Consider the following 21,940-nt stretch of genomic DNA (forward strand, 5'->3'; position numbering starts at 1 on the left):
GAGTGACAGCCGGGCCGGGTTTGTGACGAGCCATCAAGCCATTCCCGGCGAATTCCGGCGCCCGAGGGGACGGAGCGGATTCAGGTGAGGGCGGCCACGGCGGTGAGGTACAGGACCTCCTCGGCGCGCTCCCACGACCAGCCGTTCTCTACCACCAGGGTGCGCCAGCCGGTGGGGCCGAACCAGAACCAGAGCAGGTCCGCGGTCTCTTCCGGCGAGTAACGGTGGGGCACCGCGCTGATGTCCAGGAAGTGCCGGGCCACATCGCGTAGTGCCTGACGATATGCGGCCGTCGCCCTTTCCCAGAGCGCCTCCCCGTTCTCGTGGACGGGGAGTGCCTTGTGAATCGCCTCGTGCACCCTGAACTGACCCTCGTTGCCCGCGCGAGTTCCCCGCGAGAGCGCCTGAAGGACCGCCTCGGGCGTCCGCAGGGCCAGGATCTTCGCGACGGCCTCCTCGTAGCCGGACCGCACGACGGCCTTGTCGACGAGCCCGTCCAAGATGTCGGACTTGCTGCCGACGCTCGCGAAGACGGTCTTCGACGCGACTCCGGCCGCCGCTGCGATGTCCGCGACGGTCACCCGCCCGTAGCCGCGCTCGGCGAAGAGCTGCTCGGCCTGTTCGAGGATCAGCGCGCGCGTCCGGGCCGCGGCCTTCTCACGGAGCGGGGAGACATACACACGCTTGGCGGACATGGCGCCATCCTACGGGATATCCTTGCCGCTTTGACCTATCCAATCGGTCCTCTATAACCTCAATATCGGGTGCGCGGCTCGCGCACGCCGTGGGACCGACCCGTGCGGCGGGCGGGCGAAAGGTGGGAACGATGGCGATGGACGCCAAGGACCTGGCCGAGGGGCTGTTCCGGATCCTGGAGACGGGCGACGCGGAGCTGGCCGCCGCGGTCGTGGGCGCGGACAACCACAACCGCGAGGCGGCCGTCTCGCCGGCGGCGTGCTCGATACCGGGCCCCGCCGGAACGCTGGCCTCCGGCGCGTGGCTGCGCTCCGCCTTCAGCGATCTGCGGTTCCCCGTGCTGGGCATCGCCGGCAACGACGATCAGGTCTGGGTACGGCTGCGCATGCAGGGCCGGCACACCGGCCCGTTCGTGCGCTTCCGGGACGGCGCGCTCGACCAGGCGATCCCTCCCACGGGGCGCGAGATCGACTTCGAGCAGGTGCACCTGCTCGACATCCGCGAGGGCAAGGTCGTCCGGCACGAGGCGCTGCGCGACGACGTGACGATGCTGGGCCAGCTCGGCGTCTTCCCCCCGTCACCGGCCGTGGCCATGCGGATGGTGGCCTGGAAGGTCTCCGGACGCGCCGCGCGGGCTGCCGACCAGGTCACGAAGCTGGCCGCGGAGGCCGCCGGGCAGGCACGGGCGTAGCGGGCCGGCCCGGCCGTCACGTCGGCGGAGAGCCGGCGATGCGTCCTCGTAAGGGGTCCGTTCGGACGGTCCGGCGACCCGGCGTGCGGACACCTGGCCCAAGACCGCCAGGGAGGCGACGTGACGGCGGGCTCCGGCTCAGCGGCCGCCCGAGGCGCCCCTGGCCAGGAGGAGCAGGGCGTCGACCAGGTTCTCTGCGGAGCTGCCGGTGGCCAGGCGGCGCAGCTGCATGCCGAACACCAGGGCCACGACCGTCGACGCGGCCTCCTCGGCGTCCGGTACGCCGAGCGCGGTGAGGACGGAGGCGGCGAGGCGGTCGTAGGCGGCGAAACACTGGGCGGCCGCCCCGCGCAGCGCGGGGTCGCGGCCGGCCTGGACGTACAGCTCGAAGGGCGCGAGGTGCGTGCTGTCGAACGTCGTCACCTCGGCGACCTGACCGACCAGCGCGGCGGCGCCCTTGAGGTCGATGCCCTCCTCCTGGCCCTGCGCGGCCAGTTCGGTGAAGCGGCCGGTCTCCTCCTCCACGAAGTGCAGCAGGCTCTCCCGCAACAGGTCGTGCTGCGTGGCGAAGTGGTAGGTGACGGAGCCGAGGGACACCCCGGCCTCCTGGGCGATGCGCCGGTTGGTGACCGCGGCGACGCCGTCCTGGCCGATGATCCGCAGGACGGCGCGGATGATGTTCTGGCGGGTGCCGGCGGGGTTGGGCATGCCCGTCATTCTGTCACCGCCGGCGGGGCGCGCCGCTCGTACCAGCGCTGATCGCCCTCCAGCTGCGCGGCGAGGGAGACCAGCAGGGGTTCGCTGTGGGCCGGGCCCAGGAGCTGGGCTCCGACCGGCAGGTCGCCGCTGAAGCCGGCCGGGACGCTGACGCCGGGCCAGCCGAGGACGTTCCAGGGCCAGGCGTACGGGCAGGCGGCGATCACGGCCTGATCGGTCCGCCAGCCCGACAGCTCCGTCATGGCGCCGATCGACGGCGGCGGGGTGGCGGTGGCCGGGGTGAGGAGCACGTCGAAGCGGGTGAAGATCTCGCCGACGCGGCGGTGCTGGCCGCTCTCCGCGCGGCGCGCGCGCCGCAGGGCCGCCCCGGCGAGCAGGCGCCCGTTCCGGGAGGCGGCGCGGGTACGGGCGTCGAGGAGGGCACGGTCCGGGACCCGGTCGCTCCACTGGCTGATGCCGGCGAGGGCGCGCGGCAGGAAACTCAGGCCGATCAGGCCGTAGCGCGGCTCGGCCTCCTCCACGTGGTGGCCCAGCCGGGCGAGTGCCTCGGCCAGTTCGGTGACCGCGCGCCGTACGGCGGGGTCGAGCGGGACGCGGGCGGCGACGAAGGGGGGCCGCCAGGACAGGGCGATCCGCAGCCGGCCCGGTTCGCGTCCGGCCGCCTCGGCGGCGGCGATGTCCGGGGGCCGGTGGATGTCGCCCGGGTGCTGCCCGGCCGCGGCGTCCAGCAGCAGCGCGGCGTCGGCGACGGTACGGGCGAGCGGGCCGTTGCCCGTGAGACCGTGGAAGGACTCGGCGTCCGGCCAGGTGGAGACCCGGCCGCGCTGCGGCTTGATGCCCACCAGGCGGGTCCAGGCCGCGGGGATGCGGACCGAGCCCGCCCCGTCGGAGCCCAGCGCGGCGGCCACCACCCCGGCCGCCACGGCCGCGGCGGAGCCACCGGAGGAACCGCCGGGCGTGTGGCCGAGATTCCACGGATTGCGGGTCGCGCCGAAGGCGGGCCCCTCGGTGAACGGCCACTGCCCCAGTTCGCAGGTGTTGGTCTTGCCGACCACGATCGCGCCGGCCGCGCGGAGCCGGCGTACCGCCTCCGCGTCCTCGGACTTGTCGGGGAACGCCCCGGCGCACCCGAACGCGGTGGGCTCGCCCGCCAGGTCCATGTCGTCCTTGATCGCGACGGGGACGCCCAGCAGCGGCAGCCGCTCTCCGCGTTCCAGCCGCCGGTCGGCGTCCTCGGCCTCCGCCAGGGCGGCTTCGGCGCGCACGCGGCGGAAGGCGTTGACGGTCGGCTGGGTGGCCTCGATCCGTTCCAGCGCGTGGCGGACCAGGTCCGCAGAGGTGACGTCGCCTTCGCGCAGTGCCCGGGCCTGCGCGGCCAGGCCCTCCGTACGGGCAGTGGACATCGCCGCCCCCTCTCCCTATTGTTCGTTCGAACGAACGAGACGGGAGGTTAGACGGATGCGCATCGCTGGTGCAACTGTTCTGCTCACCGGCGCCACGGGTGGGCTCGGCCAGGACATGGCACGCGAACTCGCCGCAAGAGGCGCGCGGTTGACCCTCAGCGGGCGCCGCACCGACGTTCTCGAACCCCTGGCGAAGAGCCTGGACGCCCGTGTGGTGGCCGCCGACCTCGCCGACCGGGCGGACGTGGAACGGCTGGCCGCCGAGTGCGCCGGCGTCGACATCCTCGTCGCGAACGCCGCCCTGCCGAGCAGCGGCGACCTGCTCGACTACTCCCCCGATCAGCTCGACCGCGCCCTGATGGTCAACCTGCGGGCGCCGGTCCTGCTGGCACGGCTCCTGGCCCCGGCCATGGTGAAGGCCGGGCGCGGCCACATCGTCCTGATCGGATCCCTGTCCGGCAAGGCCGCCTCGCGGTCCACCTCCCTTTACAACGCCTCCAAGTTCGGGCTGCGCGGCTTCGCCCACGGATTCCGCGAGGACCTGCACGGCACCGGGGTCGGCGTGTCCCTGGTCCAGCCCGGATTCGTCCGGGAGGCGGGCATGTTCGCCGACACGGGGGCCAGGACACCTGCCGGCGCCCGTACGGTGACGCCGCGCCAGGTCACGGCGGGCGTCGTACGAGCCGTCGAGCGCAACCTCGGCGAGGTGAACGTCGCTCCGCCCGAGCTGCGCCTGCTCACCGCCGTCGCCGGTCAGTTCCCGGTCTTCGCGGCCCGTGTCCAGCGCCTCAGCGGGTCGGCCGAGCGCGCCACCCGGGACATCGTGAAGGCACAGCAGCACCGCCGCTGACCCGCGCGAGCCGCACGCCGCGGTCCCGTTCGCGGTGTGATGACCACCGGGCACGCCCAGCCGTGGGGGACGCGCTGCACCGCGCAGGGCCAGGCCATCTGGTCCGAACACCCGCTCCCGGACGGCGCGGGCGCCGTCCGCACGTGAAGGCACCCGCGCCCGTCGCGCCCGTGCACCGGCTCACGCGTCCGGGTACCGGCGGCGGCGCCAGATCCACGACACCGCGGCGGCCGCCACCGCCCAGCCGAACAGCACCAGGTACGGGAAGGCGTACTGGTTGTCCGGGAAGTAGATCGCGTTGTGCTGGGCGTTGACCGACGCCCCGGGCGGCAGCCAGCGCCCCACGGCCCCGAGCGGCTCCGGCAGGAGGAGCCACGACACCGCCCCGCCGGAGGACGGGTTGCCGAGCAGCACCATGAGCAGCCACGTCGGCAGGATCGCCCACCGGCCGAACAGCATGTAGAAGGCCGTGAACACCAGGGCCGACGTCACCATCGTGAGGGTGAGGATCCCCCACGACTCCGGAAACGGCAGCCGCAGCACGCGCAGGCCCCAGTCCACCACCGCGACGATCGACAGGCTGCCGAGCACGGAGTACGTGACGATCGTCAGGAACCGCTCCAGCGGCCGCAGATCCGCCGCGTGCACGGTCAGTTGCACCGCGCCCAGGAAGCCGACGATGACCGCGGCCAGCGTGATGTAGAAGATGGCGAGCCCCTGCGGGTCGCCGGGCTGCAGCGGCCTGAGGTTGCCCAGGGTGAGGCGCACACCGGCCTCCGCCGCCGCCCCCGGTGCCGCCGCCGCCAGCACTCGGGCCACCGAGGCGCCCGCGGCCGGCACCAGGTCCAGCGAGACACCTTGCCCCCCTCGGCTCGTCTGCAGGACGGCGAACACGTGCTGCCGGTCCACTGCGTCGACGGCCTGCGCGCGCGTGGCGAACCGCCGCTGGTCCAGCTGTGTGCTCAGCGCGGAGTCCAGGCCCGCCACGAACTTCCGCAGATCCGGGGAGTCGTCCACGACGCCGACCGGGACGTGGTGCGGCGTGGGGTGCGCCATGGCGAAGCTGTACGAACCGGCGAACAACCCCGCCCCCACGGCCAGGAGCAGCACGATGACCAGGGCCGGCCGGAAACGCGACAACCCGGAGGGGTGAGTCATCGGCATACGCGCATCCCATCCTCCGAAAGGCCGGGCCACGCCTCCGGGTCCGGCGTCACTCCGGCGTCACTACGGCGGCACCGCTTGCCGCGGCTACGTCGGCGCCTGGCAGCGGCGCGGGAGCACAGCCGGGATGCGGGGGCGGACCCGCGGCCCAAATTACTGGCGGTGCCACCTGCCCGCCACCTGACGGAGTACCGGGCGCACACACCGGCGGGACGGGTCCACTCCACGGTCCGGCCCGCTCACCCAGCGGCCTGCAGCGCCCGCACGGCCCAGTCAAGGGCGGGCTTCCGGCTCTCCAGGACGGGCCAGCCGTTGATCACCGCGAGCAGCCGGACGTACCGCTCCCGGCGCGGGTCGGAGGCGGCCCGCAGGCGCGTCAGCAGGCGCCGCCGGGGCCCGGCGCCGTCCGCGCCGCCGACGAGGTGCGCGCAGTCCGCGGTGAGCGCCGCGACGACCGGGCGCGCCCGTTCCGAGGCGGGGTCGATGCCGGCCGCCACCGCCGGGCCGGTCCGCTCGCCGACCGCGGCGACCAGGTCGCGGCACGGCACCGTGGTCCCGGCACGGGCCCGGTCGGCCGCGTGCTCCTCGGCCATCCGCCGCAGGACGGCCCGGAAGCCGGGGTCCTGGCACAGCTCGGCCAGCTCCACCCACGCCTGGAGCTGCCCCGCGTCGGGCTCGTCGGGCAGCGTCGGGGTCAGGGAACGGCGGTAGCCCGCGCGGGCGGGATCGTCGTCGAGTCCGCCGAGTACGGCGTCGAGGAAGTCGTCGATCAGCCGTCCGCGTCCCTCCGCGGACAGCCTTGCCAGTTCGTGCATGAGCTCCGTCTCCTCAGGGGTGGACCCGCGCCGGGCGACCGCCGTCAGCACCGCGCGCCGCAGCCGGAGGGTGCGGATCTGCGCCTCCAGGGCCTCGGCGTGTTGGGCGGCGACCTCGGGCAGGGACAGGTCCCGGTCCACGACCTTGCGGATCGTGGCCAGGTCCAGTCCCAGGTCGCGCAGGGTGCGCACGAGTTCCAGGCGGGCGACGGCGTCGCTGCCGTAGCGGCGGTAGCCGGCCGGGCTGCGGCCGGCTGGCGTCACGATCCCGCGGTCGGAGTAGAAGCGGATGGTCTTGACCGTGAGCCCGGTACGCCGGGCCAGGTCGCCGATCGAGTGGAGCGCGTCGCCGTTCATGGCCCCCACTCTCGCGTCTCCCCCTGAGGGAGACTCAAACCGGGGGCCACGGTCGGGGCCCACCCGTCGGAATTCGCCCGTCAGCCCCCGCCCGCGCGGGCCGCGACGGCCCGCGCCGCCGCGGCGACGCCCCCCTCGCGGGTCGCACCGGTGAGCGGATCGCTCGGCGCGTACCGCACTGCGACGCCGTACTGGGCGCAGCGGGCGGCGATGGCGGGGCAGGCGCGTTCGGCGAGGGCGGCGATGGTCAGGGAGGGATTGACGGTGAGGGAGGTGGGGACGGCGGAGCCGTCGGTGACGAACACGCCGGGATGGGTGCGCAGTTCGTTGACCTCGGTCAGCGCGGAGATCGCGGCGGAATCGCCGAGCCGGCAGGAGGCGAGGGGGTGGGCGGTGACGGTGCCCGCGACGTCCTCGCTCCAGGGGCGGACGGTGGCGAGGCCGTCCTGCTCCAGCACCGTCCGCGTGTGGGCGTCGGCCTCGGCCCAGCCGCGCCGTGTGTTGCCGGTCGGCGCGAACCGCATGCTGCCCAGGCCCAGGCCGTTGGCCAGGCGGGTGAAGCTGCCGGTGGGGGGCGGTACGCCGAAACTGCCCTCGGCCTCGTCCTCGGTCATGGCCAGAACGGTGAGCCAGGAGCGCCAGCGGGCCCGCATCTGTTTCTTGGCGACGCCCGACCAGCGCTGCGCGGCGGTCTGGGCCAGCGTGCCCGTGACGGCGGGGAAATAGATCTGCTGCAGGGTGAACCGGGAGAACTGCGGCGCCTCCGCGTCGAGCCGGTCGAAGGACGCGGTGGTGATCGGCATCCCGATGTGCAGGGCCTCGTACGCCACTGTCGCGCTGCGCGCGAGTCCGAGCAGCGAGCGGACCTTGCCCTCGTCCATCACCGCGACGCTGACCCGGTCGCCGTTGCCGGAGAAGTAGCCGCCGACGGCCGACGGGACGCCGCCGAGGGCGAGCGCCGACCGCTGCAGGAGGACCGGGGTGCCGACGGCGCCCGCGGCCAGCACCAGGACCTTGGTGTGCAGGGTGCCCGCTCCGGTGGGGCAGGTGTAGTCGTCCGGGTCGACGGTGGTGTAGTCGACGGCGTAGCGGTAGCCCGGCTCCGTGGACGCGCGGATCAGCTGGACCTCGTGCAGCGGCCGGATCTCGGCGCCGTGCGCCTCGGCGGCGGGCAGGTAGTTGAGCAGCATGGAGCGCTTGGCTCCGAAGCGGCAGCCGGACAGCATCCAGTTGCAGTCGGTGCAGCGGGCCCGGTCGACGGCGACGGGCACCGGATTGCAGGTGTGTCCGGCACGGTCGCACGCGGCGGCCAGTACTCCGCCCGCGTACGAGACGTCGGGCCAGTCCAGTTTGGTGACGGGCAGGGCCTGTTCGACCTGGTCGTACCAGGGGTCGAGGGCGGCGCGGCTGATGGAGGCGGGCCACAGGCGGCGCCCGGCCGCGTCGCGCCGGTCGAAGACGAAGGAAGGCGCGCGCAGGGAGGCGGCGAAGTAGACGACGCTGCCGCCGCCGACGCAGTTGCCCGCGACGACCGAGATCCCGTCGCCCTTGATGACGTCGACGATGCGGGGATACGCGCCGAGGTTGAGGTCGTGGGTGAAGTCCTCCGTGGCCAGGCGCGGTCCGCGTTCGAGGACGGTGACCCGGGCTCCGGCGGCGGCGAGTTGGTAGGCGGGGATCGCGCCGCCGAAACCGCTTCCGATGACGAGGACATCGGTGGTCTGGGGGCTCATGCGGGGCTCCCGGAGGGGGTGGTGGCTGGGTGCGGGGCGGCGAGGGCAGTGCCGTAGGAGTGGGCGGGGTACCGCCACAGGCCGTCCGCGTCGGGCTGCGGGAAGCCGATCCACACCAGGCCGGGGTGGCCTTCGGCGAGGGCCTGGGCGGTGTGGCGGTGGGCGGCGGTGTCGAAGGCCAGGCCGACGAGGAAGCTGAGCAGCTGCCAGACCGGGCGGTCGGGGTCGTCCGCCTGGAAGAGCCCGCCGACGACGGCCGTACGGTGGTCGAACGCGAGGCCGACGAAGGGCGGCCGATCGAGGGGGAGGAGGATCAGCCGGCTGACCGCGTAGGCGGTGGCACGGGCGTCCAGCAGTGCCGCGATGCCCGGCAGGAGCGGGCCCAGCGGCAGGTCGGGCGAGGTCAGCAGCGCGATGGCGCCGGCCTGTACGGCGCCGGGGCCGGGCGCGGCACCTGCCACCGCGCGGTCGGAGGGGGAACGTCGCTCTCCCGGTATCAGCGTGTCGGCGAAGGCCTCCAGTGTGGAGACCGGCCAGGAACCGAGCGCGGCGGCCCCGGCGGGAGTTGCCGCTGCCGCCGCCGTGCCCAGCGCGGGCAGGGCCGCGACTGCGGCGGCCAGACCGCGCAGCACGGCGCGCCGGTCGATGCCGGGGGCGGCGGGGAGGCCGGGGAGGCCGGGGACGCGAGCCACGGCTACTGCACCGCGCACAGCAGGCTGAAGGGCAGTGTGACGGCCAGTCCCGTCTCTCCGGCCTCGTCGCCGTAGGCGTCGAGGACGTCGGCGAGGTCCGGCAGATACGGACGCAGCGCGGCCACCAGGTCGCCGATGCCCGCGCTCACCCCGTTGACCTTGAAGTTCGTCAGGCGCATCGCCGCCCGGCGGCCGTGCTTGTCGAACCAGTACCGGCCGTCCCAGGAGACGTACGGGACCGCCCCGGTGGTGGACTGCACGCTCCAGTGGTCGCGCTGGTAGTAGCGGCACACGGGCAGGGCGAGGGCGAAGCGGGCGGGTTCTGCGAGCAGGAAGCGGAGGGCGCCGCCGTTGTCGAGGGTGATGTCGCGCTTGGAGTACTCCACGCACACCGGGTCGGACAGCCACAGCCAGGGGTCGGGCGTCTCGCCCTCCCCGTAGGAGTGCCAGTCGCACGCGGCGGCGAACGACGGCTCGGTGTAGGGGTCGGGGGCCGTGGCGGAGGCGGAGGCCGGGGTGGCGGCTGCGGCGGCGGTCGCGGCGAGCAGCACGGCCACGGCGGACGTCAGCAGGCGTGAGGAGCGGCGGAAGCGGGGCATGGGCAGACTCCGGCGGTCGTGGGAACGGGGCGTACGGGGCCTGGGCACCACGCAGGATGCCCCTGACGAGCTGTCAGAGCAAGAGGTTGAACACAGACTCATTGAATGAGTGGCTCATCCACTGCCTCAGTGTGTTGACGAGCCGCCCAACTCCTCGGTGGGCTTGGAGCAGACCACTTCGAGAGGACGGCCACGGTGGAGCCACTGCCCCGCGAGACCATCGTCGACGTACTGGAACGCCGCCTGCAGGACGACATCCTGGGCGGCACCCACGCCGCCGGCAGCCTCCTGCCCCCCGAGCACCGGCTCGCCCAGGGCTACGGCGTCACCCGCACCACCGTCAAGCACGCCTACGGCCGGCTCACCCAGGCAGGGCTGCTGGAGACCCGCCACGGCGTCGGCACCCGGGTCCGCGACTACCTGCGCCTGGGCGGCGCCGACCTGCTGCCCATGCTCGTCCGGCACAGTTCCGACTGGCTGGCCGACATCTTCGAAGTCCGCGGCAGCGTAGGCGCGTTGATCGCCGAGCGGGCGGCCGCGGCCGCCACTCCCCCGCAACGGGCCCGGTTGCGCGCGCTGCTGACCGCCGTCGCCGGTGCCGCCGACCCGGACGCCGTCCAGCTCGCCGACGCCGAGGTCCACCGCGCCCTCGCCCAGGCCACCGGCAACCGCGTCTACGTCCTCCTCACCAACACCCTCTTCGCCGCCTACCTGCCGCTGCGCGCCCGCCTCGTCGCGCCCTTCCGCGACCCCGCCGAGGCCGCGGCCCGGCTGGAGCCCCTGGTCGCGGCGGTCGAGGCCGGCGACTGCGCCGCGGCGCGGGCAGCGGCTCAGGCGTATCTGTCGGCCACGCAGCGGATCATGCTGGAAGCGCTCGAGGAGTCCGGCGGGCCGTCCCGTAACTGAGCCGCGGCGACGGTGTCCGCGGCCGGCCCGGGGCCCAAGGGCCGGCCGGCTCCGGCAAGGTCGCCTCGGACCGGCCCGTACGGCGCCCGTCAGGGGCAACCCCCGGACTCCTCCGCCGAACCGCTGCCGGCGGCCGCGGCGAGGCGGACGCCCAAGAGGCGTCCGGCGGCGTTGACGGTCACCCGCAGCGACGCCACGGCCGGATTGCGGTTGTCGCGGAAGGGTTGGGTGACGATCCACGTCGCTCCCTGGCCGTCGTCGGTACGCTCGGCCACCGGGCGCCTGGCGGACGCCGCGTGGCCCGGCGTGGTCGACGACCCGCACGTCGACAGCGGTTGCCAGGAGGCAGGCGACGGCCGCGACCGGCGACCGCGTCCACCTCCCGGGCGGCAACGGGCCGCACCTCGTCGACCGCGCCGACGGCCGGATGCACGTGATCGGTCCCGTGGACTACCTCACCGGGGAACGGGAGGCGGAGTACCGGGCTCGCGTCCGCGGGATGCCCGTGCGGACCGCGGTGGACGAGCTGGACGACCCGATCCGCGAGCGGACCGCCACCCGCGGCCGCGTCTTCGCCATGGTCGGGTTGCGGGAGCGGATACCGTCCCTGGCTCCTGGTGAGGCCCTGGCCGCAACGCGCCCCCGTGATCCGCCCCGTCTCGGAGTGAGCACGCGACGCGCCATGACCGGAGGCGCCGGCCAGGACGGGGGAGAGCCCGGCCGGCGCCGGTCTGTGTTGCGGGGCCGCGGTGGCGGTCGCCTCCCGGCGAGGGGCTCCGTGGGGCTTCAGCCGAACGATCGTCCCCACGGGCGATGGATGAGCCCGGGGTCACAGTCCCACTCACGGCACCCGCGAATCTTCCAACGGTGAACCAGCCCCGATTGTTCCCGCGTCCCGGTGGTAGGGAGCCGCGGCAGGCATGGCGGCGGCCCGCTGCGGGGAAGCGCGTTGCATGACGAAGACCGGTCTCCCGGACGGCATCCGGGCCTGCCTGTTCGATCTCGACGGCGTGCTGACCAAGACCGCGGTCGTGCACGCCGCCGCCTGGAAAGAGGTGTTCGACGACTTCCTGCGCCGCCGCGACGGCGCGGACTTCCGTCCCTTCGACAAGGTGGCCGACTACGACGAGTACGTCGACGGCCGTCCGCGCGCGGACGGCGTACGGGCCTTCCTCGCCTCGCGCGGCATCGAGCTGCCCGAGGGCGCCGACGACGACCCGCCCGAGCGCGACACGGTGCACGGGGTGGGCAATCGCAAGAACGAGATCCTGCTGCAGAAGATCCGCACCGAGGGTGTCGAGGCCTATCCGGGCTCGGTCCGCTACGTCGAGGCCGTACGCGCCGCCGGCCTGCGGACCGCCGTGGTGTCGTCGAGCGCCAACTGCCGCGACATCCTGGTCTCCGTCGGCATCGAGGACCTCTTCGACGTGCGGATCGACGGTGTCGTGGCAGCCGAGCGCAAGCTCCCCGGGAAGCCGCACCCCGACACCTTCCTGGAGGCGGCCCACGAGTTCGGGCTCGAGGCGAAGGCGGCGGCCGTCTTCGAGGACGCGCTGGCCGGCATGGACGCGGGCCGCTCCGGGCATTTCGGGTACGTCGTGGGGGTGGACCGCGTGGGCCAGGCCGACGCGCTGCGTGCGCACGGCGCCGACATCGTGGTCCGGGATCTCGCCGAGCTGATTGGAGCGGAAGCGTGATCACCCACTCCTCCTACGTGGTCGAGCCGTGGTCGGTGCGCGAGACCCGGCTCGACCTCGACGTGCTCGCCCAGAGCGAGTCGGTGTTCGCCCTGTCCAACGGCCATGTCGGCTGGCGCGGCAACCTCGACGAGGGCGAGCCGCACGGGCTGCCGGGCTCCTATCTCAACGGTGTGCACGAGCGGCATCCGCTGCCGTACGCCGAGGCGGGCTACGGCTATCCGGAGGCCGGCCAGACCGTCATCAACGTCACCAACGGCAAGATCATCCGGCTGCTCGTCAACGACGAGCCCTTCGACGTGCGTTACGGACGGCTCGTCTCGCACGAACGCGTCCTCGATCTGCGCGCCGGGCTCCTGCGCCGCACCTGTGAATGGACCTCCCCGGCCGGTTGCACCATCCGGGTGAGCTCCACCCGCCTGGTCTCGCTGACCCAGCGGTCCATCGCCGCGGTCGTGTACGAGGTGGAGGCCGTCGACGACGTCCGGCTGGTCGTCCAGTCGGAGCTGGTGGCCAACGAGCAGCTACCGAAGGTGTCCGGCGACCCCCGGGTCTCCGCCGTACTGGAGTCCCCCCTGCGGCCGGAGGAGAACCTGGCCCGGGACAACCGCCTGCGGCTGGTGCACTCCACCACCGTCACCGGGCTGCGGGTCGCCGCGGCGGCCGACCACTCCGTGCAGGGGCCGCCGTCCACCCAGAGCTTCAGCGAGAGCAGCGACGACACCAGCCGGCTCACTGTCACCTGCTCGCTGACGGCCGGGGAGACGGTACGCCTGGAGAAGATGGTCTCCTACGGCTGGTCCCAGGTCCGTTCGCTGCCCGCCGTCCGCGACCAGGTGGAGGCCGCGCTCGCGGGCGCCTGCAGTACGGGCTGGCAGGGGCTGTGCGACGAGCAGCGCGAGTACCTCGACGCCTTCTGGGCCCGGGCGGACGTCGAGATCGACGGCGACGCCGAGATCCAGCAGGCGGTCCGCTTCGCGCTGTTCCACGTGCTGCAGGCCGGCGCCCGCGCCGAGCAGCGGGCGATCCCGTCCAAGGGCCTGACCGGCTCCGGATACGACGGGCACTCCTTCTGGGACACCGAGGGCTTCGTCCTGCCGCTGCTCACCCTCACCTCGCCGGACTCCGTCGCGGAGGCGCTGCGCTGGCGTCAGGCCACGCTGCCCGCCGCGCGGGACCGCGCGAGCCAGCTCGGCCTCAAGGGCGCCGCCTTCCCCTGGCGGACCATCGACGGTTCCGAGGGCTCCGGCTACTGGCCGGCGGGGACGGCCGCGTTCCACATCAACGCGGACATCGCCGACGCCGTCGTCCGCTACGTCAGGCTCACCGGCGACGAGGGCTTCGAGCGGGAGACCGGCGTGGAGCTCCTGGTGGAGACAGCCCGGCTGTGGCACTCCCTCGGCCACCACGACCCGCACGGCGACTTCCACATCGACGGGGTGACCGGGCCCGACGAGTACAGCGCCATCGCGGACGACAACGTCTACACCAACCTGATGGCCCAGGCGAACCTGCGTGCCGCCGCCGACGTCGTCGAGCGCCACGCCAAGGAGGGCGCGGCGCTCGGCGTCGACGACGAGGAGACCGCGGCCTGGCGGGACGCCGCCGCGGCGATGACGATGCCGTACGACAGCGCGCTCGGCGTCCACGAGCAGTCGGCCGGATTCACCCGGCACCAGGTGTGGGACTTCGCCGGCACCCGTGCCGACCAGTACCCGCTGATGCTGCACTTCCCCTACTTCGACCTCTACCGCCGGCAGGTCGTCAAGCAGGCGGACCTGGTGCTGGCGATGGTGCTCCACCCGGACGCCTTCGACGACGAGCAGAAGGCCCGGAACTTCGCGTACTACGAGCCGCTGACCGTGCGCGACTCGTCCCTGTCGGCGTCGACCCAGGCGATCATGGCCGCCGAGGTGGGCCATCTGCGCCTGGCCTACGACTACCTGGGCGAGGCGGCGCTGATGGATCTGCACGACCTGGAGAACAACACTCGCGACGGCCTGCACATCGCCTCCCTCGCCGGCACCTGGGCGGCCCTGGTGGTGGGATTCGGCGGGCTGCGCTACCGGGAGGGCGACGTCGGCTTCGCCCCCCGGCTGCCCGAGAAACTGCGGCGGCTCGCCTTCACGGCGCAGGTGCTCGGACGGCGGCTGCGGGTGGAGATCACGGACTCTACGGCGACCTACACGCTGCTGGAGGGTGAGCCCTTCGAGCTCCGCCACTACGACGACAGGCTCACCGTCTCCACCGACCACCCGCAGAAGCGGAAGGTGCCGCCGCTGACCTCGCGTCCCGCCCCTGAGCAGCCTCCCGGGCGCAGCCCCCGGCACCGCTGAGACGGCGGGGCCGGGCCCGCCATGGTGCGGGCCCGGCCCCGTCCTGCGGGTCCGTGGTCAGTGCCGGGAGGTCAGGACGGGCTGCTCGGCCGGGGCGGTTCCGGCGACGACGCGGCCGGGGCGGACGCCGCGACGCTTCTCCAGTGCCGCGGAGGCGACTGCGAGCACCAGGGCGGAGGCGGTGAGGATCGCGCCGACGAGGTTCGGCGAGGTGTAACCGAGACCCGCGCCGATGACGACGCCGCCGAGCCAGGCCGACAGGGCGTTGCCGAGGTTGAAGGCACCGATGTTGACGGCGGAGGCCAGGGTCGGGGCGCCGGACGCCTGATCCAGGACGCGCTTCTGCAGGGGCGGTACGGTCGCGAAGCCCAGGGCGCCGATGAGGAAGATCGTCGCGCCCGCCGCGACCTTGTTGTGCGCGGTCAGGGTGAACAGCGCCAGCACGGCGGCCAGGGCTCCGAGCGCCGTGTAGAGCATCGGCATCAGGGCGCGGTCAGCGAACCTGCCCCCGGTCAGGTTGCCGAGGACCATGCCCGCGCCGAAGAGGACCAGCAGCCAGGTGATGGAGGAGTCGGCGAAGCCGGCGACCTCGGTCATCATCGGGGCGATGTAGGTGATGGCCGCGAAGACGCCGCCGAAGCCCAGCACGGTCATCGCCATGGCCAGCAGGACCTGGACGTTGCGGAAGGCGCGCAGTTCGTGGCGCAGGCGCACGCCCTCCGGCCTGGGCATGTCCGGCACCAGCTTGGCCACGCCGGCCAGGCCGAGGACGCCGAGGGCGGCGACGACGTAGAAGGTGACGCGCCAGCCGGCGCTTTGCCCGATGTAGGTGCCCAGCGGAACACCGACGACGTTGGCCACCGTGAGGCCGGCGAACATCATCGAGATGGCGCGCGCCCTCTTCTCCGGGGCCACCAGGTCGGCGGCGACGACCGAGCCGATGCCGAAGAAGGCGCCGTGGGTGAACGAGGCGAGGATGCGGCCGGCCAGCATGACTCCGAAGGCGGGCGCGAGCGCGGAGACCAGGTTGCCGAGGATGAACAGGCCCATGAGCAGCATGAGCATGTTCTTGCGGGACACCTTGGTGCCCAGGAGCGTCATGATCGGCGCGCCGATCATGACGCCGAGTCCGTAGCCCGTCACGAGCAGGCCGGCGGTGGGAACGGAGACCCCGAAGTCACTGGCGACCTCGGGCAGCAGGCCCATGATCACGAACTCGGTGGTACCGATCCCGAAAGCCCCGATGGCGAGGGCCAGGAGCGCGAGAGGCATGGCGGAGACCTTCCAGATCTTGCAACGTCACCTAACAGGCGCACACAATAGTTGCACGCGCGCTATAGCGTCAAACGCTGGACATCTGCACCGGGCGGCATACCATGGCCGGTAGCAGCGGTGAAACCTCCGCCCGCACCCGCACAAAGGGGACTTCGATGACCGCCACCGACCCGGCCCTGACCGCCCTCGCCCAGGGGTGGCACGCCCTGTCGCTGCTCCATGGACGGATCGAGGGCCGCATCGAGAAGCAACTGCAGACCCACCACGACCTGAGCGTGCGCGAGTACTCCCTGCTCGACGTCCTCAGCCGCCAGCACGACGGCGAGGGCGGCCACCTGCAGATGCGCCAGGTCGCCGACGCCGTGGTGCTCAGCCAGTCCGCGACGACCCGCCTGGTCACCCGCCTGGAGGACCGCGGCCTGCTCGCCCGCTACCTCTGCCCCACCGACCGGCGCGGCATCTACACGGACGTGACCGAGGCCGGCCTCAAGCTCCTGGAGGAAGCGCGGCCGACGAACAACGCCGCACTGCGCGCGGCCATGGACGAGGCGGCCCTCGTCCCGGAGCTCGCCCCCCTGGTCAAGGCGGTCGAGGACCTGCAGGGCGCGACCGTTCCGGCCGCCTAGCCAGTCTCTTGCGCACGCAACTATTCAGCGTTTGCAATTAACTGCGTGCGCAAGTAATGTGGTCGTGGAGCCCGGGGAGCGCACCCCGCCCCTCCCCGGGAATTCACCCGTCCGCCCTCGCACCGGCGGCCCTCGCCGGCCGCGACGCGAAAGGATCAGCACCATGACCACCCCCATCCCGAACGTCACGCTGAACAACGGCGTCACCATGCCGCAGCTCGGCTTCGGCGTCTTCCAGGTGCCCGACGCCGAGACCGCGGCAACCGTCACCGCGGCCCTGGAGAGCGGCTACCGCAGCATCGACACCGCGGCGATCTACGGCAACGAGGCCGGTGTCGGGCAGGCCCTGGCCTCCTCCGGCATCGCCCGCGACGAGCTGTTCATCACGACCAAGCTGTGGAACAGCGACCAGGGCTACGACCGGACCCTCGCCGCGTTCGACGCCTCGCTGGCCAAGCTCGGCCTCGACCACGTGGACCTCTACCTCATCCACTGGCCGACCCCGGCCCGCGACACGTACCCGGACACGTGGCGCGCCTTCGAGAAGATCCTCTCCGAGGGCAGGGCCCGCGCCATCGGCGTCTCCAACTTCCGGCCGGCGCACCTGCAGCGCCTCCTGGACAACAGCGACGTCGTCCCCGCGGTGAACCAGGTCGAGCTGCACCCCCAGTTCCAGCAGGCCGAGCTGCGCGCCTTCCACGCCCGGCACGGCATCGCCACCGAGGCATGGAGCCCGCTCGCCCAGGGCGCCGTCCTCAAGGACCCGACGGTCACCGGCATCGCCGACCGCCTGGGCAGGACCCCGGCCCAGGTGATCCTGCGCTGGCACCTGCAGATCGGCAACGTCGTCATCCCCAAGTCGGTGACGCCCGAGCGCATCCGCCAGAACATCGACGTCTTCGACTTCGCTCTCTCCGACGCCGACATCGCGGCCATCGCCGCCCTCGACAGCGGTACCCGGATCGGTCCGGACCCCGACACCTTCAACTGACCGCCGGGGACGGGGAGCCGTCGTACCCGCCGGGCCGCGGACCGTCCGCCACGGCCCGGCAGGCGGCGGGGCACCACGACCCTGCGGACCGTCCGGTGGCGGAGGCGTCACCCACCCGCCCCGCTCACCGAGCGCCGCGGCCCCGCCCGGTGAGGCTGGGAGGAGGGGTTCACCACGTGATCGCCCGACGGACACCGGGACAGCCGAAGAGCAGGCAAGGGAGCAGTGCATGCGCATCGATCTCACCGGACGGACCGCCCTGGTGACGGGGTCGACGCAGGGCATCGGAGCGGCCATCGCGGCGGGGCTCGCGCGGGCCGGGGCAAGGGTCGCGGTCAACGGCCGCGACCAGGAGAGGGTGGACGAGGCCGTCGCGCGGCTGCGGGACGAGGTCCCGGAGGGTGATTACATCGCGGCCGGCGCCGACGTCGCGTCCGAGGAGGGCGCCAGGCACGCGTACGAGCAGGTGCCGGACGCCGACATCCTCGTCAACAATCTGGGCATCTTCGGCGCCAGGGACGCCCTCGACATCGACGACGCCGAATGGCGCCGCTACTTCGAGGTGAACGTGCTCGCCGCGGTCCGGCTCACCCGGATGTACCTCCCCCGCATGCTCGAGCGGGACTGGGGCCGCGTCCAGTACATCGCCAGCGAATCCGCGGTCGTGATCCCCGCCGAGATGATCCACTACGGCATGACCAAGACCGCGCTGCTCGCCCTCGGCCGCGGCTTCGCCAAGAGGGCCGCCGGGACGGGCGTCACCGTGAACTCGGTCCTCGCCGGGCCCACGCACACGGCCGGTGTGGAGGACTTCGTCCTCGACCTGGTCGGCCGCGATCTGCCCTGGGAGGAGGCGCAGCGGACCTTCATGCGCGAGCACCGTCCGCAGTCGCTGCTGCGGCGCCTGATCGAGCCGCCGGAGATCGCCAACATGGTGGTGTACCTGAGCTCGGAGCAGGCCTCCGCCACCACGGGCGGCGCCCTCCGGGTCGACGGCGGCTGCGTCGACGCCATCGTCCCCTGAGACTCAGGCGACGGTCGTGACGACCGCGTGGCGGTCCGCCGGCAGCGGGACGATCCGCTCCAGGGCGAGGCTCCGGAAGTGGGCGCTGCCACGGTGGGCGTCCAGGGCCGCACGGTCGGCATAGCGTTCGACGAGTACGATGTCGCCCTCGTCCGTCCCGTCCGGCTGGCAGGTCTGACAATTCAGGCAGCCGGGCTCGGCCCGGGAGGCGCACACCGGGTCGGGGAGCGCGGCGCGGATCGTGTCGCGGGTGCCGGGCGCGGGAGTCCAGCGGGCGATCGCGACGATCCGGCCCGTTCGCGCGTCGGCCAGCGGCCAGATGTTCGCGGGGATGTCGCTCGTGGGCCCACTCACCTCACGGTCTGGGGGCGTGTGGCGGGACGGCCCGCGCCCCTTCCGCGCAGGACAGCCCCCGCCGGCACCCATAGGATAAAGATCATTATGGAATAGCACGTTTTGCCCGAAGGTGAGCGGTATGAGTGCGCAGGGCATGAAACCGGCGTCACCCGGCGACAGCCGGCCCGACGCACCGGCGACAGGCGGAGAAGGCCCCGCCGACCACAAGCAGCCGTCACAGCACGGCTACCACCACCCCGCTGCCGGCTGGGGCGCCGCCAAGAGCGTCACCCGGGTCCTGCTGCGCGAACGCGCACTGATCGACGGCCCCCGCGCGATCTTCAAGATGAACCACGAGAACGGCGGATTCGACTGCCCCGGATGCGCCTGGCCCGACGACACCAAGGGCCTCAAGCTCGACATCTGCGAGAACGGCATCAAGCACGTCACGTGGGAGATGACCCCCAAGCGCGTCGGGCGGGACTTCTTCGCCGCGCACTCCGTCTCCGAGCTGTCCACGTGGACCGAGTTCGCGCTCGAGGACCAGGGGCGGCTCACCGAGCCCATGGTGTACGACGCCGACACCGACCACTACATCCCCATCTCCTGGCGGGACGCCTTCGACCTCGTAGGAAGCGAACTGCGCGCCCTGGACAGCCCCACGAGGCCGCCTTCTACACCTCCGGACGGCTCGGCAACGAGGCCACCTTCCTCTACCAGCTCATGGCGCGGGAGTTCGGCACCAACAATCTGCCGGACTGCTCCAACATGTGCCACGAGGCGTCGGGCCGGGCCCTGCAGGCGTCCCTGGGCACCGACAAGGGCACCGCCGACCTCAAGGACTGGGAGACCGCCGAGGCCCTGTTCATCATGGGGGTCAACGCCGCCTCCAACGCCCCCCGCATGCTGACCGCCCTCGCGGACGCGTACCGGCGCGGGGCCCAGATCGTGCACGTCAACCCGCTGATCGAAGCGGCCGCCACCCGGACCATCGTGCCGCACGAGATGACGGACATGGCGCTGTTCAAGTCGACCCGGACCAGCACGCTCAACCTCCAGGTGCGCGCCGGGGGCGACATGGCGCTGCTGCGCGGGATGGCCAAGGCGGTGATCGAGGAGTCCCTCCACGACCCCAAGGCCCTGGACCGGGAGTTCATCGAGCGCCACACCCACGGATTCGACGAGTACCGCGACCTGTGCGAGAAGACGCCGTGGGAGGAGCTGGAGCACCAGTCCGGGCTGACCCGCGCCGACATCCTCAAGGCCGCCGAGGTGTACTCACGCTCCGACCGCACCCTGATGAGCTGGTGCCTCGGCGTCAGCCAGCACGAGCACGGCGTGGACACCGTCCGGGAGATCGTCAACGTCCTGCTGCTGCGCGGCAATCTGGGGCGGGAGGGGGCCGGCCCCTCCCCCGTGCGCGGTCACAGCAACGTCCAGGGCAACCGCACCTGCGGCATCGACCACCGCCCGACCGAGGCCTTCCTCGACCGGCTCGCCGAGGTCTGCGCCATCGACCCGCCGCGGGAGCACGGGCTGGACACGGTCGGCACCGTCGCGGCCATGCACGAGGGCAAGGTCAAGGTGTTCGTGGGGATGGGCGGCAACTTCGTGCTCGCCGCACCCGACACGCCGTACACCGCACAGGGCCTCGCCAAGTGCGCGCTGACCGTCCACGTGAGCACCAAGCTCAACCGCAGCCACATCGTCCACGGCAGGAAGGCCCTGATCCTGCCCTGCCTGGGCCGTACGGAGAAGGACGAGCAGCGGCGCGGACTGCAGGCGACCTCCGTCGAGGACTCCATGAGCATGGTCCACCTGTCCGTCGGCATGAAGCGGCCGGCCTCCCCGCATCTGCTGTCCGAGCCGGCCGTCATCGCCGGCATCGCCCGCGCCACCCTCCCCGACAGCGCCACACCGTGGGAGCACTACGTCGAGGACTACGACCGGATCCGCGACACCATGGCCAAGGTCCTGGACGGCTTCGAGGACTTCAACCGCCGCGTACGGCTCCCGCTGGGCTTCCGGATCTGCCAGCCCGCCCGCGAACTGGTCTTCTTCACCCCTTCCGGGCGTGCCGAGTTCTCCAGCGCACCGCTCCCGGACGTCGTGCCCCGCGACGGGACGCTCGTGCTGCAGACGATGCGGTCGCACGACCAGTGGAACACCACGATCTACTCCGACAACGACCGCTACCGCGGCGTGGAGAACCTGCGCACCCTGGTCCTGATGAACCCGGCCGACATGCGCGCCCGGGGCATCGCACCGGGCAGCCTCGTCGACATCACGGCGACGGCACGGGACGGCAGCCACCGGAGCCTCGAGCGCTACCGCGCCCTCCCCTACAACATGCCCCGCGGTTGCGCGGCGGGCTACATGCCCGAGATGAACGTCCTCATCGCCGCCAACGACTACAGCACGCAGAGCGACCAGCCGCTGATGAAGAGCGTCCAGGTCATCATCGCCCCCGCCGCCGGCGACTGAGACGGCGCGCTTCGCACCACCCGGAAGGGCACCGGCGAGGGCCGCGACGGTCTCTGCGCCACCCGGACGGCGGAGAGAGCGTCGCGGCGTGGGCGGGGCCGGGTCAGCCCGCGAGTGTCCGGTGGAGCGATTCGAGGCCGTCGCGGTAGATGCCGGTGAACAGCTCGACGGCCTCGGCCTCGCCTACCCCGTCGGGGGTGAACCGGCCGCTCCACACGACCTCGGCGGACTCCGCCTCTCCGGGCAGGGCGTACACCCGGAGGTCGGCGAGGTAGCCGGTCACGGGGAAGGGCGCCTCGAGGATCGCGTAGGCATAGTGGCGCTCGGCCTCGCTGAAGGACACCAGACGCTCGACGATCACGTCCCCTTCGGGATTGCGCAGGCGGCGCACCCTGCCGCCTTCCAGCGAGGTGCTCTCGGGGATGTAAGGGAGCCAGTCGGGCAGGGCGTGGAAGCCGCCGATGAGCTGCCACACGCGTTCGGGCGATGCCGGTACGACGCGGCTGACCGAAGTGGATGCCATGGTCTTCCTCCTGTGCTTGTGGGGG

20 protein-coding genes and 1 pseudogene are annotated in these 21,940 nt (G+C 72.7%); 9 read left to right on the forward strand and 12 right to left on the reverse strand.

The genetic code is table 11. From position 1 onward, the window contains the following. Nucleotides 1–80: 80 nt before the first annotated feature. Nucleotides 81–695 (reverse strand): TetR/AcrR family transcriptional regulator, encoded by a 615-nt coding sequence (locus ACWDAS_RS14270; protein ID WP_450389666.1) that lies wholly within the window; start codon nucleotides 693–695, stop codon nucleotides 81–83. Nucleotides 696–826: 131 nt separating this feature from the next. Between ACWDAS_RS14270 and ACWDAS_RS14275 the strand changes: the two genes are divergently transcribed. Then, nucleotides 827–1,387, forward strand: a complete 561-nt coding sequence (locus ACWDAS_RS14275; protein WP_450389668.1) for an ester cyclase — start codon at nucleotides 827–829, stop codon at nucleotides 1,385–1,387. A 138-nt stretch (nucleotides 1,388–1,525) separates the two neighbouring features. Here ACWDAS_RS14275 and ACWDAS_RS14280 read toward each other — a convergent pair whose 3' ends face one another. Beyond that, on the reverse strand, nucleotides 1,526–2,095 hold the full coding sequence (locus ACWDAS_RS14280; RefSeq protein WP_450389669.1) for a TetR/AcrR family transcriptional regulator: 570 nt from the start codon (nucleotides 2,093–2,095) through the stop codon (nucleotides 1,526–1,528). Between the two features lie 5 nt (nucleotides 2,096–2,100). Beyond that, nucleotides 2,101–3,507: an amidase gene (locus ACWDAS_RS14285; protein ID WP_450389671.1), complete on the reverse strand. Its 1,407-nt coding sequence runs from the start codon at nucleotides 3,505–3,507 to the stop codon at nucleotides 2,101–2,103. Nucleotides 3,508–3,562: 55 nt separating this feature from the next. Here ACWDAS_RS14285 and ACWDAS_RS14290 point away from each other — a divergent pair, with 55 nt between their 5' ends. Next, on the forward strand, nucleotides 3,563–4,357 hold the full coding sequence (locus ACWDAS_RS14290; protein WP_450389673.1) for an SDR family NAD(P)-dependent oxidoreductase: 795 nt from the start codon (nucleotides 3,563–3,565) through the stop codon (nucleotides 4,355–4,357). Between the two features lie 180 nt (nucleotides 4,358–4,537). Here the strand turns inward: ACWDAS_RS14290 and ACWDAS_RS14295 are convergent, their stop codons facing one another. From ACWDAS_RS14295 to ACWDAS_RS14315, 5 genes are all read right to left on the reverse strand, one after another. After that, nucleotides 4,538–5,515, reverse strand: coding sequence for an ABC transporter permease (locus tag ACWDAS_RS14295; protein WP_450390075.1), 978 nt, complete (start codon nucleotides 5,513–5,515; stop codon nucleotides 4,538–4,540). A gap of 245 nt (nucleotides 5,516–5,760) precedes the next feature. Beyond that, entirely contained in the window at nucleotides 5,761–6,693 is a 933-nt protein-coding gene (locus ACWDAS_RS14300; protein ID WP_450389675.1) for a MerR family transcriptional regulator, read from the reverse strand. An 80-nt stretch (nucleotides 6,694–6,773) separates the two neighbouring features. After that, nucleotides 6,774–8,426 carry an FAD-dependent oxidoreductase gene (locus ACWDAS_RS14305; protein ID WP_450389677.1) on the reverse strand — a complete coding sequence of 551 codons (1,653 nt, stop codon included), beginning with the start codon at nucleotides 8,424–8,426 and terminating at the stop codon, nucleotides 6,774–6,776. Further along, on the reverse strand, nucleotides 8,423–9,118 hold the full coding sequence (locus tag ACWDAS_RS14310) for a DUF5987 family protein (RefSeq protein ID WP_450389678.1): 696 nt from the start codon (nucleotides 9,116–9,118) through the stop codon (nucleotides 8,423–8,425). Before ACWDAS_RS14310 ends, ACWDAS_RS14305 begins: the two co-directional genes overlap by 4 nt. A gap of 2 nt (nucleotides 9,119–9,120) precedes the next feature. Further along, complete coding sequence (locus ACWDAS_RS14315) at nucleotides 9,121–9,717, reverse strand: hypothetical protein (RefSeq protein ID WP_450389680.1); 597 nt, start codon at nucleotides 9,715–9,717, stop codon at nucleotides 9,121–9,123. Between the two features lie 195 nt (nucleotides 9,718–9,912). Here ACWDAS_RS14315 and ACWDAS_RS14320 point away from each other — a divergent pair, with 195 nt between their 5' ends. Then, nucleotides 9,913–10,623, forward strand: a complete 711-nt coding sequence (locus tag ACWDAS_RS14320) for a FadR/GntR family transcriptional regulator (RefSeq protein WP_450389682.1) — start codon at nucleotides 9,913–9,915, stop codon at nucleotides 10,621–10,623. A gap of 89 nt (nucleotides 10,624–10,712) precedes the next feature. Here ACWDAS_RS14320 and ACWDAS_RS14325 read toward each other — a convergent pair whose 3' ends face one another. After that, nucleotides 10,713–10,898: a hypothetical protein gene (locus ACWDAS_RS14325; RefSeq protein WP_450389684.1), complete on the reverse strand. Its 186-nt coding sequence runs from the start codon at nucleotides 10,896–10,898 to the stop codon at nucleotides 10,713–10,715. Nucleotides 10,899–11,576: 678 nt separating this feature from the next. On the opposite strand from ACWDAS_RS14325, the gene ACWDAS_RS14330 reads away from it, so the two are divergent. Together ACWDAS_RS14330 and ACWDAS_RS14335 are read left to right on the forward strand one after the other, a co-directional pair. Continuing rightward, nucleotides 11,577–12,320: an HAD family hydrolase gene (locus ACWDAS_RS14330; RefSeq protein WP_450389685.1), complete on the forward strand. Its 744-nt coding sequence runs from the start codon at nucleotides 11,577–11,579 to the stop codon at nucleotides 12,318–12,320. Next, entirely contained in the window at nucleotides 12,317–14,656 is a 2,340-nt protein-coding gene (locus ACWDAS_RS14335; protein WP_450389688.1) for a glycoside hydrolase family 65 protein, read from the forward strand. The genes ACWDAS_RS14330 and ACWDAS_RS14335 overlap by 4 nt, the downstream gene beginning before the upstream one ends. A gap of 57 nt (nucleotides 14,657–14,713) precedes the next feature. Here the strand turns inward: ACWDAS_RS14335 and ACWDAS_RS14340 are convergent, their stop codons facing one another. Further along, nucleotides 14,714–15,928: an MFS transporter gene (locus ACWDAS_RS14340; RefSeq protein ID WP_450389690.1), complete on the reverse strand. Its 1,215-nt coding sequence runs from the start codon at nucleotides 15,926–15,928 to the stop codon at nucleotides 14,714–14,716. A 158-nt stretch (nucleotides 15,929–16,086) separates the two neighbouring features. Here ACWDAS_RS14340 and ACWDAS_RS14345 point away from each other — a divergent pair, with 158 nt between their 5' ends. From ACWDAS_RS14345 to ACWDAS_RS14355, 3 genes are all read left to right on the forward strand, one after another. Beyond that, a complete protein-coding gene (locus tag ACWDAS_RS14345; RefSeq protein ID WP_450389692.1) occupies nucleotides 16,087–16,557 on the forward strand; it encodes a MarR family winged helix-turn-helix transcriptional regulator in 471 nt (156 codons plus the stop codon). 163 nt (nucleotides 16,558–16,720) lie between these two features. Continuing rightward, nucleotides 16,721–17,548 carry an aldo/keto reductase gene (locus ACWDAS_RS14350; RefSeq protein WP_450389694.1) on the forward strand — a complete coding sequence of 276 codons (828 nt, stop codon included), beginning with the start codon at nucleotides 16,721–16,723 and terminating at the stop codon, nucleotides 17,546–17,548. Nucleotides 17,549–17,777: 229 nt separating this feature from the next. Continuing rightward, the gene (locus tag ACWDAS_RS14355; RefSeq protein WP_450389696.1) at nucleotides 17,778–18,572 is read left to right on the forward strand and encodes an SDR family NAD(P)-dependent oxidoreductase; all 795 of its coding nucleotides are present in this window, start codon (nucleotides 17,778–17,780) and stop codon (nucleotides 18,570–18,572) included. A gap of 3 nt (nucleotides 18,573–18,575) precedes the next feature. Here the strand turns inward: ACWDAS_RS14355 and ACWDAS_RS14360 are convergent, their stop codons facing one another. Continuing rightward, nucleotides 18,576–18,926, reverse strand: coding sequence for a putative quinol monooxygenase (locus tag ACWDAS_RS14360; RefSeq protein ID WP_450389698.1), 351 nt, complete (start codon nucleotides 18,924–18,926; stop codon nucleotides 18,576–18,578). Nucleotides 18,927–19,047: 121 nt separating this feature from the next. On the opposite strand from ACWDAS_RS14360, the pseudogene ACWDAS_RS14365 reads away from it, so the two are divergent. Further along, nucleotides 19,048–21,392 (forward strand): annotated as a pseudogene (locus tag ACWDAS_RS14365) (FdhF/YdeP family oxidoreductase). A gap of 103 nt (nucleotides 21,393–21,495) precedes the next feature. On the opposite strand, the gene ACWDAS_RS14370 reads toward ACWDAS_RS14365, so the two are convergent. Continuing rightward, on the reverse strand, nucleotides 21,496–21,915 hold the full coding sequence (locus ACWDAS_RS14370; protein ID WP_450389700.1) for an SRPBCC family protein: 420 nt from the start codon (nucleotides 21,913–21,915) through the stop codon (nucleotides 21,496–21,498). Nucleotides 21,916–21,940 lie beyond the last annotated feature (25 nt).

It is taken from the genome of Streptomyces sp. NPDC001070 (genome assembly GCF_053598835.1).